Here is a 17,691-nt window from a genome sequence, read left to right on the forward strand (position 1 = left end):
GGACGGACGGCCATGACGTGGACTGAGTGGGAGCGGTCGAAGACCGCGGCGGCGGAGCGTCAAGGCGCGCCCCCAGCAGGCGAACTGATCGTGTATCAGGACGACTTGGGGGCCGTGGGCCACGACGCGTACATGCTCTGGGACGACCTGCGAACGGTGGCCGACCTCCAGGGAGCCGGCGCGGACGGCTCGGGGAACGGCTCGACGGCGAGGGCGGCCACAACCCTGACGTCGCACGGCTTCACGACTGGCACAGGCCTCACGAAGACGCTGGAGATCTGGACGTCACAGGCGAAGTCGGTGCTCCAGGCCTGCGCGCACATCTCGAACCACCTGGATTACAGCAAACGGTTGCACAAGGACGAGGACGCGAAGATCGGCGCACAGGTAGCGGCGACCGACGGCGGAGCCCTCCCCGTCTCCGAACTGAGCAAGTACTTCACATGAGCATCACGTACGCAGACTTGACCGAGGTCGACCTCGGCACACTGGCCACCGCGGTAGCGGACTGGAAGAGCACGGTCGACGGCCTGAAGACCCTGGCGGAGAGCGCCCGCGACGGCATGCTGGCCAAGTCGGACACGGCCCGCTGGGCGGGGGCGAACGCCACGGTGACGCGCGGGTTCGTGGCCGAGACGACGAAGGAGATCGCGGACCTCCACACCGAGGCGAGCAGCATCCACCGGGTCCTGGACGACGCGCACACGGAACTCACCGCGCTCCAGAAGCGGATCAGGACGGCCGGAGAGGTGGACGCGGCGAACCTCGGCATCAAGGTCCAGGACCTCGGCGACGGCAAGGTCCGCTGCTTCTACCCCCACACCAGAGGCGACTCCGACGAGCGCACCCAGGACCAGCTGGACGCCCGCCAGGAACTGGAGGACCGCATCAACCGGATCCTCGCCCACGCCACCGAGATCGACACCTCCGTCAACCGAGCCCTCACCAAGAGCCACGGCAACGACGCCCACAACGCGGGGCACCGCTCGTACACGTCCCTCGACGCCGCACAGGCCGACCGGGCGGCTGAACTCGCCGCACGGGGACCGGAGTTGACGGACGCGCAGTTCACCGAGCTGAACTCCATCATGACGTTCAACGCGAGGGACGCGGACTTCTCGACCGCCTTCTACACCTCCCTCGGCGGCCCGAAGGAGTCCCTGGAGTTCTACGGCCGTATGGCGCTGGACGGCACGGCAGGCGCCGACAAGGAGCGCCTCGCTCTCACTCAGCGGCTCCAGAAGAACCTGGGCATCGCCCTGGCCTCCGCGACCGACCCCGACAACAAGCCGCATCTTCCGGCGAGTTGGGGTACGGAGTTCCGTCGGCTGGGGACTCGGGAGATCGTCCTGCAGCCCGGTGCGGGCTCGTCGCCGTACGGCTATCAGGTTCTCGGCGGGCTGCTGAGGTACGGCACGTACGATCCCCGTTTCCTCACGCCGATCGCCGAGCACATCACCCAGCTTCACCACGACGATCCCCACCGTTTCATCCAGAACAAGCCGATGCTCATGGACCCCGACAACAACCGGGGTTTCAACCCTTCGGGCGGGACCGGCGTCGGCTACGACCCCCTCAACAGCGTTCTCGAAGCCCTGGGGCACAGCCCCGAGGCGGCGAAGCAGTTCTTCTCCGCCCCGCCGACCGTTTACAACGAAGACGGCACCGTCGACAAGAACGGCACGCTCGACTACAAGTATTTCGACGAATTCACCAAACCCGATTTCGACTGGTCGTACGACAGTCTGGGCCGTCCCGGTAGCGACGAGGCGAAATCCGCCGCCGGTCATGGGCCCGAGGCGCTGGGGCATGCTCTGGAAGCCGCTGTCACCGGAGATGCCTGGGACGCGAACCCTCCGCAATTGCACCGTGACGAACAAACCCAGGCGATCATGAAGGAAGTCATCCTCCGTTACAACATCGCCAACGAGGACGGACCTCCCGAGAGCATGAAGGACAGCCTGGCCCGGATGGGGGCTGCCTATATCGACGATCTCAACTACTCGATCAAGGATTTCGGCGGATCGGGTGACACGCTGGATCGCTCCGCTCTTTTCGCACACAGCAGCGACGGTTCGACCCGCGTTTCTTTCGGGGAGTTGGAGGCCAGGAACTTCATGATGCTGATCGCCGGGGACGAAGACGGATACAAGACACTGACCGCGGCTCAGCAGATTCACATGGCCAGTGGCCTGACGGCTTTCGAGGGAGATCGAGACAAAGGCGTCGCCTTCGCCCAGAACGCGGCGAAGGTTCATGGGATCCTCGACGAGGCGCGATCCCATGGGATTCGAGAAGAGTTCAAGGAAGCCGAAGAAGCCGGGCAGATGCAGAGGGAGCAGGAAGCGGAATGGAGAAAGGCGCTCCTGGACGGAGGGGTCACGGTCGCGGTGACGGCCGGGGCGGCCGTTCTCGTAGGCCCGGCCGCAGGTGTCGTAGCGGCTACCGCTGTCCCCTTGATGCTGGAGAGCGGCGGGGCGGCGCTCAGTACCGCATACAGCAACCACACGATGGACTACCTGAAGGACAACGAGTACAAGAACGACGCGGAAGCTCTCGGCGCGGTGCAGGGGCTGGAACGCGTAGGGGAGTGGGCGACGGTGCAGCCGGCTCTGCGGTACGCGCAGAATGTCGGCGGGATCGAGATGAATGATTTCGTCGATGACATCGAGCGGTCCTACCGAGCAGGCAAGGATGCCGTCTCCAGCAACGAGAAGGTGGGCTGAGGGATGCGCGGAGTTCCACTCTCCTTGGTGTGGTGCGGTGCCATGTCCGCATTGCTTCTGTTGACCGGCTGTTCCGGTGAGCCGGCCTTTCAGGAAAAGTATTCGGTGCAGTGGAAGGAGTGTGGGAAGCTGTTCGGCGCCGAGAACATGGATTCACTGCTGAGCATGCACGACTCCGACGACCTTCGGTTTTCCAGCCCGGAACGTTCCGCCGAGAATATCGCGGAAAGTTTGACAAGCGAGGCGCGAGAGTCGTACGACGAAATCCGAGGGTTCGACAGCTACGAGGTATGCGGATTTTCCGGTAACCCTGGGTTCTCCTCCAGTGTGAGATGGTCTCCGGCGTCCGCGAAGGAAGTACGGACCGATACCGACGTCTGGCGGCGAGTCACCTCGGACATTTACACGTCCGGTAAGAGCGGGCAGCCTTTAGACATGGTTCTTCGTTGCGTTGTCCCGGGTGCGGAGAAGACGCAGGAGCAGGAGTTGCTCCAGGTCGGTGTGGGACGGGCCGGGTATCCCAAGTTCACGGACGCCTTCCAGGAGCGGCTGGCGGTCCATCTGGCTCAGGTGCTGCGAGATGAGATCGGCTGCGCGAACCAGCCCGAAGTCCCGGAAAAGCTGGGGGACGGACGCTGAAGGAGAACGCGACATGAGAGGTGCGGCGCTGGGACTTGTGGTGGGTGCAGCGGTGAGCGCCAGTCCTGCGAGCGATTCCGTTGAGAGCTGTGAGTCGAGCGTCGACGGCGATGCGGGAGCTGAACTCCGGGTACGCGGTTTCCTTGCATGGGCAGACTTGTGCGGGTAAGACCGTCCACCTCGAACCCGATTCCCTGACCGGACCCCACGCGCCCCCTCCCCGAATACTTCACATCCGCGATCCGATCCGTCCCAAACGCCCATCGCTGATTCTCTTACCGAGTTGCTAACTTGTACCGGAGCCCGGGGACGCGTGGCCACGTGAGTGGTGCCGTACGGAGGACAGCCGCGGCGGCGAGCCGCACACGGGGAAGGTGGCAGGCCCATGGCCTGGGACGAGTGGGAGCAGCTCAAGGCGGGCGCGCTGGAGCGACAGCAGAGCTCCGGGATGCAGCCAGGGCTCCGTCAAGTTCCGTGATTGCGTGGAGGGTTGGCGATCAGGCCGGTAGGGGCGGACAGCAGAGCAGGCACGGGGGTTCGTGATCATTGTGGTGTCGAAGCCAGATGATCACGAGGACGTCCCGTGCCTGCTGTTGCATCTTCCCCTATCCCTGCCGTGCTGGAGAAGCTGGGTCCGCTGGATGCGGACCGGATCGCTGACCTGCGTCCCTACCTCGAATCGGTTCCGGATCCGCGCTCGCGCCGGGGCCGGTGGTACTCGCTGACGGCGATCTTGCTGGTGTGTGCCTGCGCGGCCGTCTGCGGAGCGAAGAGCATCGACGAGCTCGCCGAGTTCGGCGAGCGGGCCACGAACTCGCTGCTGGCATCCCTCGGGGTACGCCGTCACCTGCTCGGCTGGCGGCGCAGCCCCAGGCCGGTCACTCTCGGACGCGTTCTTTCGGCACTTGACGGCGACGCCCTGGACCAGGCTGTGGGCGCCTACCTGGCCGACCGGCACCGCATCACCGCGTCCGCGGAAGTGCCCGAGGCCCGATCGCGGCAGGTCATCGCCGTGGACGGCAAGGCCCTCAGGGGCTCAGCCCGCCTGGCCGCGCCGCGCCGTCACCTGCTCTCGGCGGTCACCCACGACCGCGTCGCCACGATTGCCCAGGTCGAGGTCGGTGCGAAGACCAACGAAGTGCGCCACTTCAAGCCCCTGCTGGCGCCACTCGACCTCGCCGGCACCGTCGTCACCTTCGATGCCCTCCACTCAGTGAAGGCCAACATCACCTGGCTGGCCGAGACGAAGAAGGCCCACTACATCGCCGTCATCAAGACCAACCAGCCCACCGCCTACGCCCAGCTCGCCGCCCTGCCCTGGACGTCGATCAAGGTCCAGCACACCACCTCCGCCACCGCCCACGGCCGCCGCGAGTCCCGCTCGATCAAGACCTGCGCCATCGCCGACAACCTCGGCGGCATCGCTTTCCCCCACGCCCACCTCGCCATCCGGGTCCACCGCCGCCGCAAGCCCACCGGTCGGCCCGAAACCCGCGAGAACGTCTACGCGGTCACCAGCCTCGCCGCCCACCAAACCCGCCCCGCCGACCTCGCCACCGCCATTCGCGGGCACTGGGGAATCGAAAATTCCTCCCACTACATCCGAGACGTCACGTTCGCCGAGGACGCCTCGACCATTCACGCCGGCACCACGCCCCGCGCCATGGCCACCATCCGCAACCTCGCCATCGGCACCCTGAAGATCCTCGGAGCCGACAACATCGCCAAGACCACCCGCGCCATCCGCCACGAACCCGAACGAGCACTCGCCATCCTGGGCATCACCAACACCCCGGACACTCACGGAACTTGATCGAGCCCTGGGATGCAGCTGAACAGCGTGGACAACGGCACAGGCCGGCAGGGCGACACACCGTCGCTGCCGGATTCGTACGGCGTCCTCGCGGTCTCCCAGAAAGACCTCGCCGCGATCGGCAAGTCGGCGCACACCCTCTTCGACGACCTCTGGAACAAGGCCCGCGTCTCGGTGCCGTCCAGCGACTCCGCGGCGACCGACCTCACCCAGCAGGGCTTCGCGCTCGGCGGCGCGCTCCAGCACGTGTCGAACCGCTGGGAGGCACAGCTCAAGTCCCTGATGGACGCGTGCTCGCACATCTCGAACCACATGCACGTGACGAAGAACCTGCACGCGGGGGACGACGACTACATCGCGCGGATGGCCAGCAGCATCAGCGTCCTGGACGCCGGCTTCGACGAACGGGTGGGCGCCCCCGGCGCCCCCAACCCCGTCTACGGCGAGCCGAAGAAGAAGGAGTGAGGAGCGGCGCACTCCCGGACGGCCCAGCCGTCCCACACCGCCGCCGACCGAACTCCGCACCCAGGACTGGCCCTTCGTGAAATTCGACGCCCTGTACCACGCCAACTTCGCACTGCTCTCCGCCGCCGTCACCGACTGGGGAACCCTCGTCAAGAGCCTCGAACAGCTCCAGAAGGACGCGGAGGACGGCCTGCACAAGGCCGCCAACAAGGCCAACTGGGCCGGTGTGAACTCCCAGATCAGCAGGGAGTTCATCGGCAAGACGGCCGGCGAGTTCGCCGACGCCCACACGCAGGCGAACAGCATCTACCGGATCCTGAACGACACCCTCGGCGAACTCAAGGGCTTCCACCAGCAGTTGACGACGGCGGTGGAGGGCGCCCGCACCAAGGGCTTCGCCGTCCTCACCTCCGGCGACGGCTTCATGGTCACCCTGGCGACCCGCCCCCAGGACCCCGCCGGCAAGGAACCCGACCGCACCGCGGAGATGACGGGCGTCCGCGACGACATCCAGAAGATCCTCAACCAGGCGTCCACGAGCGACAGTTCAGCGGCGACTGTCCTCAAGGCCCTCGCGGACCAGAGCGAGTTGGGCTTCTCGGGCGCCGACTACAAGGACCGGGACACCGCCGCCGCAGCCGTCAAAGAGGCCGACGACCTCGCCAGGCTCGCGAAGAAGGACCCCCACGACCTCACGGTCAAGGAGTTCGACCAGCTCAACGCGGGCTTCAAGAAGTACGGCGCCGATCCGCTGTTCGCCGAACGGTTCGCCACGAGTCTCGGGCCGCAGAAGACGCTGGAGTTCTGGTCCGGCCTCACGGACGGCCGTAACTACGACGTCGTCGACAAGCGGCGCGACCAACTCGACGACCTTCAGCGCGGGTTGAGCCTCACTCTGGCCGGTGCCTCGCAGAGCGACTCCGCCGCGATGAACGCGTGGAAGAACGACATGACCGGCCTTGGCGAGAAGAGGTTCGGCAGTGACAGCGGGCCCATGGGGTTCCAGGTCATGAGCAACCTGATGCGTGTCGGTGACTACGACGACAAGTTCCTCACCGACTACGGCAGCCGGATGATGGCCACGGAAAGGAAGATCACCGGCAACGGTGAACACCCCAACCGCTTCTGGCAGTTCGGCGGCGCCATGGGCACCGCCCAACGCCTCAACTTCCTCGGCGACGACATGGGCGCCGACCCCCTCACCGGCTACATGCGCGGCCTCGCCAACAGCCCCGACGCCGCGACCGCCTTCTTCAACGAGGACTACGTCACCAAGGACGACCCCGACAACCCCTTCGAGCGGGATTCACACAAAACCGGGCTGTCGAATTTCCAGTACCTCTTCGAAGAACGAGACTGGCCCCAGGAAACCAGCCTTGAAGGCGACGACCTGCATACCGGCCAGAACTACATGGCGATGGCGCTGGAGGCGGCGACGACCGGACATCCGGCGGGGGAGATGCCGACCATCGACACGCCGGCACACACCAGTGAACAGACCCGACTCTTCGAATCCGTCGTCTCGTCGATCGCGGACAGCCCTGAAAGGCTCACGGACAACGGATATATGTCGGACAGTATCGGACAGATCGCTTCCGAATATCTCCCTGATATCAATCGCGCGATGGCGGACGATGGCGACGGAGACACGGACAGGCTGTTCCCGGTGTCCGGAGCGTCCGCCACGCTCAATCATCGGGACGTGACGGCATTGCTGATCTCCGTCGGCCAGAACCCTGAGGGGTATGCGGCGGTCGAAGTGGGGAACAAGTCCTACATGGCCAACCTGATGGACTACCACATGAATCCGGATCTCTCTTCCGATAATCGATACTCCAAGGACACACAGTTCGCCATCGAACAGATTGCTCACGGATCGGGTGAGGTTTCAGGAACACTCGCCATCGGTCGGCAAGAGGCGATCGCCGGTCCGGCGGACGAAGAAGACAAGGCTTATGAGCATTCCGTCGCTCAATGGAAGAACACCGCTTCGGGTGTGATCGGCACGGGCATCGGTGTCGGCGCCACATTCATTGCAAGTCCAGTGGGTGGCGCAGTTGCCGGTGGTGTCGCAGGGTCTGTCAGCAGCTTGGTCCTCGAAGAGCTGTTCCAGGATGCGGAAGGGCACGCGAAAGATGATGCGGGGGCTGCTATGGGAGAGCAGTGGGAGTTGGGCATGGACCAGAATGTGACCTACACGGAGCGGGCGGCCGAACTTGCGGCCAAGGCCCACAACCGAACCGATCTGCAAGATGGCAGTATCGACGAGAAGGCGCGTGTTGCCGCTCAGGAAGGCTTCAGGGCGGCGGGAGATAACTCCCAGTTCATGACGCCACACCTGAAGACCGATATCTGAAACCGAGAGGAAATTCTCGTGCCCCACCTCCGATTTACTCGATCCTCGCACCCTTTCCGGTTTCCACCTTTCGCGGTCGCAGTCTTGACTGGGGCATTGGTGATGTCGGCATGCTCGAATGGAAACGGAGAAGGTGAGAAGAAATATACGGTTCCTAGCGCCCTGTGCGAGATTAAGGCAGATCCCAAACTGATTGATCCGTTCCTGCCGGGGGGTGACTCCCTCGCGGTGAAGTCATCGAATCCCAACGGTGGAACAAAGCGATGCGATGTGACAGTCGATGGCAAGATCGCCGTTCGAGAGATTCTTGTATGGTGGGGTGACAGAGAAACTGTCGCCACCGTCGCCGCAGCATATGCGAAGACCGACGACGGAAAAGTGACCGACGACGAACGCTATCTCTATTCAGGCGTCGGAGCTGTCGGTAAGACCTCAGAAGCTTGCAAGTCGACGGAGCATCCTGATCAGGACCTGTACGGCGTGGTCCAGGTATTCGCTGCCGGCCGGTCGGATCCGGAGGCCATGAAAGAACTGATCGCGGCCTACATTCAGGGCCTTGAGGCGTCAGCCGAATGCGGTTGACCAGCTCGTTCTATGACTGCCTGCTTGAAACGGCGAACCCGTCGATCGCCATGTAGATCATCAAGCCCGCCAGGCGCGTACGCGGTCCGTCTTGATGCAGGCCATCAGCAGGAGCACCGCGGCCAGGACCAGTCCGTTCTCTCCTGATGTCCGACGTCCCTGGGAAACTCCGCTCAAGAGTCTGCCGTGGGGCAGTGGTTGGGCGCCAGGCGCAGGGTCCGCGCCGCTCGGGAGGGGCGGCCCTGGCCGGATCTGACAGATTTACTGGGGCTTGGTGGTTGTGTGGGACTGGAAGCGGCGGCGTGGTGTGTTTACGTGGTGACAGGTCGTTCCGGGAGTGTTGTCACGGAGGTGGGTGGCCATGCGTGGTGCCGCTGTGCGGCTGGTGGAGGCGTTGGAGTTGGTGATGGGTGGGGAGGTACCGGTCAGGGTCCGGGCCTGGGACGGGTCCGAGGCCGGGAAGGAGGGGGCGCCTACGCTCGTGGTGCGCAATCGGCGGGCCCTGCGCAGGCTGTTGTTCAAGCCGGGTGAGCTGGGGCTGGCCCGGGCCTGGGTGGCGGGGGACATCGCCGTCGAGGGGGATTTCTATCAGGCGCTGGAGTTGCTGTCGGGGGTGGTGTGGGAGCGGGACGAGGAGGCGCCGGGGCTGGGGCGGCTGATGCGCCGGGGGGATGTCCGGCGGGGCGTGGCCGGGCTCGTACGGCTCGGCGGACTGCCCCTCCCGCCCGCGCCGCCGAAGGAAGAGGCCCGGCGCGTACGGCATCTGCACACGCGGAACACGGACCGCCGAGCCATCAGCCACCACTACGACGTCGGGAACGAGTTCTACTCGCTCGTCCTCGGCCCCTCCATGGTCTACTCCTGCGCCTACTGGGACGAGAGGGCCTCCCTCGAAGACGCCCAGCGGGACAAGCTCGACCTCGTCTGCCGGAAGCTGGGGGTCCGGGAGGGGCAGCGGGTGCTCGACGTCGGGTGCGGGTGGGGGTCGTTCGCCATCCACGCCGCGCGCGAGTATGGGGCCCGGGTCGTCGGCGTGACGCTCTCGCAGGAACAGGCCGCGCTCGCACGCAAGCGGGTAGCCGACGCCGGGCTGACCGAGCTCGTCGAGATCCGGGTGCAGGACTACCGGGATGTGGACGACGGCCCGTACGACGCGATCTCGTCCATCGGCATGGCCGAACACGTGGGCGCCGAGAAGTATCTGGAGTACGCCCGTCAGCTGCACCAACTCCTCGCCCCCGGCGGCAGGTTGCTCAACCACCAGATCGCGCGGCGGCCCCACGGCGACGAAACCTCGTACCAGCTCGACCCGTTCATCGACGCGTACGTCTTTCCCGACGGCGAACTCGCGCCGATCGGCACCACCGTCACGCAGTTGGAGCGCGCCGGGTTCGAGGTGCGGGACGTCGAGTCGCTCCGGGAGCACTACGCGCTGACCCTGCGGCGCTGGGTGCGGAACCTGGAGGCCGGGTGGGAACGGGCGGCGAAGCTCGCCGGGCCGGGACGGGCGAGAGTCTGGCAGCTCTACATGGCCGCCTCCGCCCTCGCCTTCGAACGTAACCGCATAGGGGTCAACCAGGTTCTGGCGGTACGGCCTTCGGAGACCGGCGACTCCGGGCTGTCGCTACGGTCCCGGGTCTGGGCGGGCTAGCCGGAGCCGGAAGAGGGGCACGAGCCCTCGACGCCCGCCCCCATAACTCGCCCCCATAAAGGAAGCAGGGCGGTCTCCACCCCCGTTCGGGAGACCGCCCCGCCCCACCTCGCCCCCGCTACTCCGACTTGATCGCCCCCAGCATGTTCAGCCGCGCAGCGCGCCGCGCCGGCCACAGGGCTGCCAGGACGCCCACCACACCCGCGAGCGCGAGGAAGACGGCGATCCGCGCCCAGGGGAGGACGAGTTCGTACGTCGGCAGGCTCGTCCCCATCAGTTCGCCCGCCGCCCAGCCGAAGAACACCCCGAGGCCGATGCCGAGGACCCCGCCGAAGAGGGAGATGACGAGGGACTCCAGGCGGACCATCCGCTTGATGCCCCGCCGGTCGAGCCCGATCGCGCGGAGCATCCCGATCTCCTGGGACCGCTCGAAGACGGACATCGCGAGGGTGTTGACGACCCCGAGGACGGCGACGATGACGGCCATCGCGAGCAGCCCGTACAGCATGTTCAGCAGCAGCGTGAAGAACTGGGCGATCTGGTTGGAGATGTCCTTCTTGCTCTGGACCTGGATCCCGGGGTTCTCGCCGAGCGCCTTCACCAGGGCGGACTTCGCTTCGGCCGACGTGCCCCCGTCGGCCTTGACCATGACCTTCATGTCGGTGATGTCGGTCTGGTGCGGCGCGAGCGTCGCCGTGTCGAGGAGGATGCCGCGCAGGAAGTCGTTGCCCTCGTAGACCCCGTTCACCGTGAGCCGCTGGCTCTTGCCGTCCTCGTAGTGGACGGTGAACGCCGAACCCGGCTTCCAGTCGTGCGAGTCGGCCGTGTACTTGTCGACGACGACCTTCGTCCCGCCGACCTCGAAGCGGCCCTCCGCGACCTTCGGGCTGACCAGCCCGCCGATCGTGGAGCCGTCCACCCCCGTCAGGTACTCCTGGTCGCCGTCGATCCGGGACGGCGAGTTGCGCATCGGGCTGGTCGCCTCGACGCCGGACGCGGTCCTGAGCTTCTTCTCCACGTCCGGCGTGAGGCTGTTGCCGTTGACCATGGAGACGACGTAGTCCGCGCGGATCGAGTCGGACGCCATCCTCTCGATCGCCTGCTGGAGGCTTCCGGCGATCACCGTCATGCCTGTGATCAGCGTGAGGCCGATCATCAGCGCGGACGCCGTGGCGGCCGTACGGCGCGGGTTGCGCACGGAGTTCTGGCGGGCCAGCTTGCCGGAGATCCCGAAGCCGCGCATCAGGGGGGCGGTGGCGGCGATCAGCGGGCGGGACAGCAGCGGGGTGAGGATGAAGACCCCGATGATCAGCAGGACGGCGCCGATCCCCATGGCGGTCCGCGCGCCGGTGCCACTCATCGTCGTCGCCGACAGGACCGTCCCGCCGCCCGCCGCCGAGACCAGCGCGCCGAGCGTGTTGCGGACGACGAGGGAGCGCGTCGTCGCCTGCGCGTGCAGGCTGCTCATCGCGGCGACCGGCGGGATCTTCGCGGCGCGGCGGCCCGGCAGCCAGGCGGCGAACATCGTGATGACGACGCCCACGACCAGCGCGGAGACGATCGTGCCGGACGAGATGATCAGCGGGCCGTCCGGGATGATCGCCCCGGTCTGCTCCAGCAGCGCGCGCAGGCCCGCGCCGATGCCGATGCCCGCGACCAGGCCGGTCACCCCGGCGACCGCGCCGACCACGAACGCCTCGATCAGCACCGACCGCGTCACCTGACGCCGGGAGGCGCCGACCGCGCGCAGCAGCGCCAGCTCCTTCGTGCGCTGCGCGACCAGCATCGTGAAGGTGTTCGCGATGATGAACGTGCCGACGAACAGGGAGATCCCGGCGAAGACCAGCAGGCCCTGCTTGAGGCCGCTCATCGACGCGGAGATCATCTCCGCCTGGTCCGCGGCGAGCTGGTCGCTCGTCGTCGTCTCGACCTTGTCCGCCGGGAGCGCTTTGTCGAGGGCCGACTTCAGAGCCGTCTGCGAGACGCCGGAGGCGGCCTTGACGTCGATCTCGTCGTACGTGCCCGTCTTGCCGAAGAGCCTCTGGGCCGTCGCCGTGTCGAAGAGGGTGAGGCTGCCGCCCGCCGCGACGTTTCCGTCCTTCGTCGTGAAGATGCCCGAGATCGTCGGCGTCAGGACCGGGCCGTCGACCGAGATGCGGACGGTGTCGCCGACCTGGTAGCCGGCGCGCTTGGCGGTACCGGCGTCCATCGCGATCTCGGCGGCGCCCTGGGGGGCCTTCCCGCTGGTCAGCGGGTAGCGGGTGTCCTCGTCGCCCCAGTAGTTGGCGCCCTGGGAGGAGAAGCCGTTGCCGATCAGGTCGCCGTCCTTGTCGGCGATCGCGGTGAAGCCGGTCACCACGCCGGTCGCGGACGCGGCGCCCTTCACGGAGGCGGCCCGCTTCAGCAGGGCGTCCGTCAGCTCGGGGTCCTTGGCGACCTGGTTGTCCGTGGCCTTCTGGGCCCGGGGCTGTACGGCGACGTCGACCTGGTCGAAGCCCTTCGCGGAGCTGTTCTCCAGGGCGTTGGACAGGGTGTTCGTGAAGACCAGGGTCCCCGAGACGAAGGCGACGCCGAGCATGACCGCGAGGACGGTCATCATGAGGCGGGCCTTGTGCGCGAGGACGTTGCGCAGGGCGGTGCGGAACATCAGCTGGTACGGCCCTTCGCATCGAACTGCTTCATGAGGTCGAGGACCGAGTCGGCCGTAGGCCCGTACATCTCGTCGACCACCCGGCCGTCCGCCAGGAAGATCACGCGGTCCGCGTACGACGCGGCTACGGGATCGTGCGTCACCATCACGACCGTCTGGCCCATCTCCCGGACGGAGTTGCGCAGGAAGCCGAGGACCTCCGCGCCCGAGCGGGAGTCGAGGTTTCCGGTCGGCTCGTCGCCGAAGACGATGTCCGGGCGGGAGGCCAGCGCCCTGGCCACGGCGACGCGCTGCTGCTGGCCGCCGGAGAGCTGGGACGGGCGGTGGCTGAGACGGTCCGACAGACCGACCATCGCGATGACCGATTCCAGCCACTGCTTGTCGGGCTTTCGGCCTGCGATGTCCATCGGCAGCGTGATGTTCTCCAGCGCCGTCAGCGTCGGCAGCAGGTTGAACGCCTGGAAGATGAAGCCGATCTTGTCGCGGCGCAGTTTCGTGAGCTGCTTGTCCTTCAGTGAGCCCAACTCCGTCTCGCCGATGCGGACCGAGCCGGAGGAGAAGGTGTCGAGTCCGGCGACGCAGTGCATGAGCGTCGACTTGCCGGAGCCCGAGGGGCCCATGATCGCGGTGAACTGGGCCTGGTGGAAGTCGACGGAGACCTGATCCAGGGCGACCACCCGGGTTTCGCCCTGTCCGTAGATCTTCGAGAGATCCGTGGCTCGGGCGGCCACGGCGGCGGTCGGCCGAGCTGCGAGGGGAGTGGTGGTCACGGAAGTCGCTCCTGAGGACGGGGTCGGGACTCGTCCATCGTCGGCGGAGCACCTCGTGGTTGTAGTCACTCCTCGGTTCTGCTTTCCGCACCAGACTCCGGAGTGACACAGGGCGGTCTTGTCATACCTGGGTATGACCACCGACCCTGACACCGGAGGTGACGGTGAGAACACGGTGTGCGGCGGGAAGCGTTTGTCGAGAACCGGTGGAGCGCCCTCGTTCAGACGGTGAAATTCCGTCATTCCGCGTACACGCGCGGTGATCGCCGGTAAGGCTACTGGCAAGTGCGGATGGCCTGTTCCATGGTCTGATGCTCCCTCAGACATCAATAAAATAAGACAACATCGGTTCCCCCGGCCGCTGTTGGGGAGGGGCGTCCCGATAGGCTCGGGGCGCGACGACGCGGAGCCCTTGGCCAGCCCAGATGGTGGAATGCAGACACGGCGAGCTTAAACCTCGCTGCCCCGAAGCGGGCGTGCCGGTTCAAGTCCGGCTCTGGGCACCTCCGCTCCCGTCGTCGGCCGCGCGGTCCCACTTGGTTGACTGCGCCGTCCATCAAGGCGTTGGCCGCACCCCCGTGAACCGTTGACACTGCCTGAACGCGGGCGCAGACTCATGGGCAGAGATTGGTGAAGAAAACTTCACTGTGCGAACGGACTTGGGTGAAAGGAACGCTCGATGCGCACCACCGTCGGCATCATCGGAGCCGGACCCGCCGGACTCCTCCTCGCACGGCTGCTGCGCGTCGCCGGCATCGACTCCGTAGTACTGGAGAGCCACGACCGGGAGTACGTCGAGCACCGCCAGCGCGCCGGAATCCTGGAACAGGGGACCGTCGACGTCCTGCGCGCGGCCGGTGCGGCGGAGCGGCTCGACCGGGAAGGGCTGCGGCACGACGGCATCGAGCTGCGGTACGACCGCCGTCGGCACCGCGTCGACTTCCCCGCGCTCACCGGCGGGCGGTCCGTCACCGTCTACGCCCAGACCGAGGTCTGCAAGGACCTCATCGCCCTTCAACTCGACGGCGGGGGGCCGCTGTTGTTCGAGGCGGAGGCGATCGCCGTGGACGATGTGGAGGGGGCTCGGCCCCGTGTGCGGTTCCGGCGCGGGGGTGTCGAGGAGACGCTGGAGTGCGAGTACGTCGTCGGCTGCGACGGGTTCTGGGGTATCGCCCGGCAGGTCATACCTGAGAGCTACGCCCGGGTCTTCGAGCGGACGTATCCGTACGCCTGGCTCGGCATCCTCGCCGACGTACCCCCCTCGCACGACGAACTCGTCTACGCCCGCCATGAACGCGGCTTCGCGCTGCTGTCCATGCGGTCGCCGTCCGTCTCCCGGCTCTACCTCCAGGTGCCGGCGGGTACGGATGCGGAGAGCTGGGCCGATGACGCGATCTGGGACGAGCTCGACCGGCGCCTCGAAACGGACGACGACTGGGTCCTCCGGCGTGGTCCCATCACCCAGAAGTCCGTCACTCCCATGCGGTCCTACGTCCACGAGCCCATGCGGTACGGCCGTCTCTTCCTCGCCGGTGACGCCGCGCACATCGTCCCGCCGACCGGTGCGAAAGGTCTCAACCTCGCGGTCGGCGACGTCGTCACCCTCGCGCGGGCGCTCGCCCACGAGCAGTCGACCGGTTCTCCCGAACTCCTCGACACGTACTCCGCCGACTGCCTCCACCGCGTCTGGCAGGCCGAACGCTTCTCGTACGACATGACGACGATGCTCCACCGGGGACCGGACGCGGACGCCTTCGACGACCGCCTCCAACTGGCCCGCCTGAAGCGGATCACCGAGTCGACTCCGGCGGAGGCGGAACTGGCGGAGGGGTACACGGGGTTCCCGTACTGAGGGGTGACTCGGGTGGGGGGTACCTGAGAGGGAGGGGGCTGCGGGGCTAGGGAGATGCCGGGGCGGGGCATCTTCGAGGTGGCGGTCGGAGGGACGTACGGCGAGGCAGGCTGTGGCCGTTGGGTGCTGCCGGGCCGGGGTGTCTCAGGGCGGCGGCCGGAGGGGCGCGTACGGCGGGGAGATCTGAGGCGTTGGGCGTCGCCGGGTCCGGGGCATCTTGAGGCAGTGGCCCGGGGAGTGCGGCGGAGAGGGCCGCGGCGTGTGATGCCGCTCGGCGGAGGATCCGAGGGAGGCGAGGGCGTTCCGGGGAGGCTCCGGTCCCGAGGGGCGCCCCGCGCCGGGGACGGCCCCGGTGCCCGGCAGGGGGGCGGCGTTCACGTGAGGTGCGACTCCGTCGGGACGGTGCCTGGCCGGTGGGGCTGTGGCTGTGCCGCCGGCCGGGCACCATGCGGGCGGGGCGCGACGGCACTCGTCGCTCCGCGCGCGGCGGGCTGAGCCGAGGGTCGGAGCGTGGGGCAGGCCGTCCCTTCCGCGCGCGGGGGTTGGCTGCTCCGTGCTGGGTGAGGGTGAGTTCGCTGGGCTGCCTCCCCGCGCGCGGACTGACGGTGCGGAACAGGGTGTCGCCCGACGACCAGCGGCACCCCTCCCCGGGCGCGGGGGCTGAGGCGGACGTTCTCGACGCGATGCTGTCGGCCACGGCGCCCCCCGCGCGCGGGGGCTGGCCGACAGTGGAGTCGGGTGTTCCCCGGGGGAACACCCCGTGGGCTGAACGCGGGACCGCAGGGCCTCGCAGTTGACCGGCTCGCTGCCCCCGACGCGATGGCTGAACAGAACTGGCGGTGCCCCGGAACCGAGGTTGACCTCGCTTCCTCGCGTGGGGCGGAGGCGCTTCTGGACGCTGGTGGGCTCGTCAGCGTCGTACAGCCTCGCCGTCCCGTCGGACGTCACCCGGATGGTTTCCCGTCGTCTCGGGAGGCAGGCCAGGTAGGGGGGCGTCGGGTGTCGGGGGTTATGCGTGTACTGGTCGGATAAGTGGATGGTCTCCCCCCGGTTCCGGACGTGTCGCGACTTGGTCATGAAGGGAGGGTGGGAGGTCAGGGAATCGCGGGACCGCGTAGCGTGTTGGCGCAAGCGTGGTGGAGAAAGATCCTCCTCAAGCATTAGGGTCATTTCTTTGCCGTTCTATTACTCTTGAGGCCAACGGCCGCGCCAGGTGGCCTATGGAGGAGTGAAATGAGGAGCAGAAACCCGGTCTTCTCGCGACGGGGCTTCAGCCGCGACAACGGCTATGCGGGCTTCAACGCCGCGCCGCAGGCCGGGGGACCCGCTGTCGCCACGCAGGCGAACCCGTATGCCCAGCAGGCGGGTAACCCCTACGCGACGAACCCGTACGCCCAGCAGACCCAGCAAGGCGCCCCGCCGCAGGCCGCGTCCGGAGCGATGACGATCGACGACGTCGTCTCGCGTACGGCGATGACGCTCGGCACGGTCGTCGTGACCGCGGTCCTCGCGTGGCTCCTGCTGCCGGTCGACGAGGCCAACCTCAACAAGTCGTACGGCATCGCCGTCGGCGCCGGTCTGATCGCGATGGTGCTGGCGCTCGTCCAGTCCTTCAAGCAGCGTCCGGCCCCCGCGCTGATCCTGGCGTACGCCGCCTTCGAGGGCGTCTTCCTCGGCGTCATCTCGGCGGCGGTGTCGACGTACATCTCGTCCGGCGTCGTCACCCAGGCCGTGCTCGGCACGATGGCCGTCTCGGCCGGTGTGCTCGTCGCCTACAAGGCCGGCTGGATCCGCGTCAACCGGCGGTTCTACGGCTTCGTGATGGCCGCCGCGCTCGGCTTCGTGCTGCTGATGGCGATCAACCTGCTGTTCTCCGTCTTCGGTGGCGGTGACGGCCTCGGCTTCCGCAGCGGTGGCCTCGGCATCGTCTTCGGGATCATCGGCATCCTGCTCGGCGCGTGCTTCCTCGCGCTGGACTTCAAGCAGGTCGAGGACGGGATCGCGTACGGCGCGCCCCGCGAGGAGGCGTGGCTCGCGGCGTTCGGGCTCACGATGACCCTCGTCTGGATCTACATGGAGTTCCTGCGGCTCCTGGCGATCCTCCAGGGCGGGGACGACTAGTCCTGGGGTAGTCGGTAGGTAGTACCTGAGAGGGACCCCGCGGAGCGATCCGCGGGGTCCCTTCGT

General features: G+C 67.2%; 12 protein-coding genes and 1 tRNA gene. 11 read left to right on the plus strand and 2 right to left on the minus strand.

All coding sequences use genetic code 11. The features are described 5' to 3' along the window. Positions 1-12: 12 nt before the first annotated feature. The 8 genes from J8M50_RS07395 to J8M50_RS07430 all read left to right on the plus strand — a co-directional run bounded on the left by J8M50_RS07395 (position 13) and on the right by J8M50_RS07430 (position 10,232). Positions 13-447: a hypothetical protein gene (locus J8M50_RS07395; RefSeq protein WP_010357778.1), complete on the plus strand. Its 435-nt coding sequence runs from the start codon at positions 13-15 to the stop codon at positions 445-447. Next, positions 444-2,726: a DUF6571 family protein gene (locus J8M50_RS07400; protein WP_010357777.1), complete on the plus strand. Its 2,283-nt coding sequence runs from the start codon at positions 444-446 to the stop codon at positions 2,724-2,726. The genes J8M50_RS07395 and J8M50_RS07400 overlap by 4 nt, the downstream gene beginning before the upstream one ends. A 42-nt stretch (positions 2,727-2,768) precedes the next feature. Further along, positions 2,769-3,365: a hypothetical protein gene (locus tag J8M50_RS07405; protein WP_075661560.1), complete on the plus strand. Its 597-nt coding sequence runs from the start codon at positions 2,769-2,771 to the stop codon at positions 3,363-3,365. A 616-nt stretch (positions 3,366-3,981) separates the two neighbouring features. After that, positions 3,982-5,178 carry an ISAs1 family transposase gene (locus J8M50_RS07410; protein ID WP_079187963.1) on the plus strand — a complete coding sequence of 399 codons (1,197 nt, stop codon included), beginning with the start codon at positions 3,982-3,984 and terminating at the stop codon, positions 5,176-5,178. A 12-nt stretch (positions 5,179-5,190) separates the two neighbouring features. Beyond that, complete coding sequence (locus J8M50_RS07415) at positions 5,191-5,643, plus strand: hypothetical protein (RefSeq protein WP_010352308.1); 453 nt, start codon at positions 5,191-5,193, stop codon at positions 5,641-5,643. A 76-nt stretch (positions 5,644-5,719) separates the two neighbouring features. Further along, positions 5,720-7,999 (plus strand): hypothetical protein, encoded by a 2,280-nt coding sequence (locus J8M50_RS07420; protein WP_010352309.1) that lies wholly within the window; start codon positions 5,720-5,722, stop codon positions 7,997-7,999. A 96-nt stretch (positions 8,000-8,095) separates the two neighbouring features. Beyond that, a complete protein-coding gene (locus tag J8M50_RS07425) occupies positions 8,096-8,581 on the plus strand; it encodes a hypothetical protein (RefSeq protein WP_141655558.1) in 486 nt (161 codons plus the stop codon). A 361-nt stretch (positions 8,582-8,942) separates the two neighbouring features. Beyond that, entirely contained in the window at positions 8,943-10,232 is a 1,290-nt protein-coding gene (locus tag J8M50_RS07430; protein WP_010352310.1) for an SAM-dependent methyltransferase, read from the plus strand. Positions 10,233-10,350: 118 nt separating this feature from the next. Here the strand turns inward: J8M50_RS07430 and J8M50_RS07435 are convergent, their stop codons facing one another. Beyond that, positions 10,351-12,879: an ABC transporter permease gene (locus J8M50_RS07435; RefSeq protein ID WP_010352311.1), complete on the minus strand. Its 2,529-nt coding sequence runs from the start codon at positions 12,877-12,879 to the stop codon at positions 10,351-10,353. Next, a complete protein-coding gene (locus J8M50_RS07440; RefSeq protein WP_010352312.1) occupies positions 12,879-13,652 on the minus strand; it encodes an ABC transporter ATP-binding protein in 774 nt (257 codons plus the stop codon). The genes J8M50_RS07435 and J8M50_RS07440 overlap by 1 nt, the downstream gene beginning before the upstream one ends. Positions 13,653-14,071: 419 nt before the next feature. Here J8M50_RS07440 and J8M50_RS07445 point away from each other — a divergent pair. From J8M50_RS07445 to J8M50_RS07455, 3 genes are all read left to right on the plus strand, one after another. Continuing rightward, positions 14,072-14,155, plus strand: a tRNA-Leu gene (locus tag J8M50_RS07445). Between the two features lie 176 nt (positions 14,156-14,331). Beyond that, positions 14,332-15,504 carry a 4-hydroxybenzoate 3-monooxygenase gene (locus J8M50_RS07450; protein WP_010352314.1) on the plus strand — a complete coding sequence of 391 codons (1,173 nt, stop codon included), beginning with the start codon at positions 14,332-14,334 and terminating at the stop codon, positions 15,502-15,504. Positions 15,505-16,737: 1,233 nt separating this feature from the next. Next, the gene (locus J8M50_RS07455; protein WP_010352315.1) at positions 16,738-17,625 is read left to right on the plus strand and encodes a Bax inhibitor-1/YccA family protein; all 888 of its coding nucleotides are present in this window, start codon (positions 16,738-16,740) and stop codon (positions 17,623-17,625) included. Positions 17,626-17,691: the final 66 nt, after the last annotated feature.

It is taken from the genome of Streptomyces acidiscabies (assembly GCF_020010905.1).
GTDB classification, from domain to species: Bacteria; Actinomycetota; Actinomycetes; order Streptomycetales; family Streptomycetaceae; genus Streptomyces; species Streptomyces acidiscabies.

Excerpts from the sequence above, each read along its gene's own strand:
- J8M50_RS07395 (WP_010357778.1), top strand. The coding sequence starts at position 13 with ATGACGTGGACTGAGTGGGAGCGGTCGAAGACCGCGGCGGCGGAGCGT.
- J8M50_RS07400 (WP_010357777.1), top strand. The coding sequence starts at position 444 with ATGAGCATCACGTACGCAGACTTGACCGAGGTCGACCTCGGCACACTG.
- J8M50_RS07405 (WP_075661560.1), top strand. The coding sequence starts at position 2,769 with ATGTCCGCATTGCTTCTGTTGACCGGCTGTTCCGGTGAGCCGGCCTTT.
- J8M50_RS07415 (WP_010352308.1), top strand. The coding sequence starts at position 5,191 with ATGCAGCTGAACAGCGTGGACAACGGCACAGGCCGGCAGGGCGACACA.
- J8M50_RS07430 (WP_010352310.1), top strand. The coding sequence starts at position 8,943 with ATGCGTGGTGCCGCTGTGCGGCTGGTGGAGGCGTTGGAGTTGGTGATG.
- J8M50_RS07435 (WP_010352311.1), bottom strand. The coding sequence starts at position 12,879 with ATGTTCCGCACCGCCCTGCGCAACGTCCTCGCGCACAAGGCCCGCCTC.
- J8M50_RS07450 (WP_010352314.1), top strand. The coding sequence starts at position 14,332 with ATGCGCACCACCGTCGGCATCATCGGAGCCGGACCCGCCGGACTCCTC.
- J8M50_RS07455 (WP_010352315.1), top strand. The coding sequence starts at position 16,738 with ATGAGGAGCAGAAACCCGGTCTTCTCGCGACGGGGCTTCAGCCGCGAC.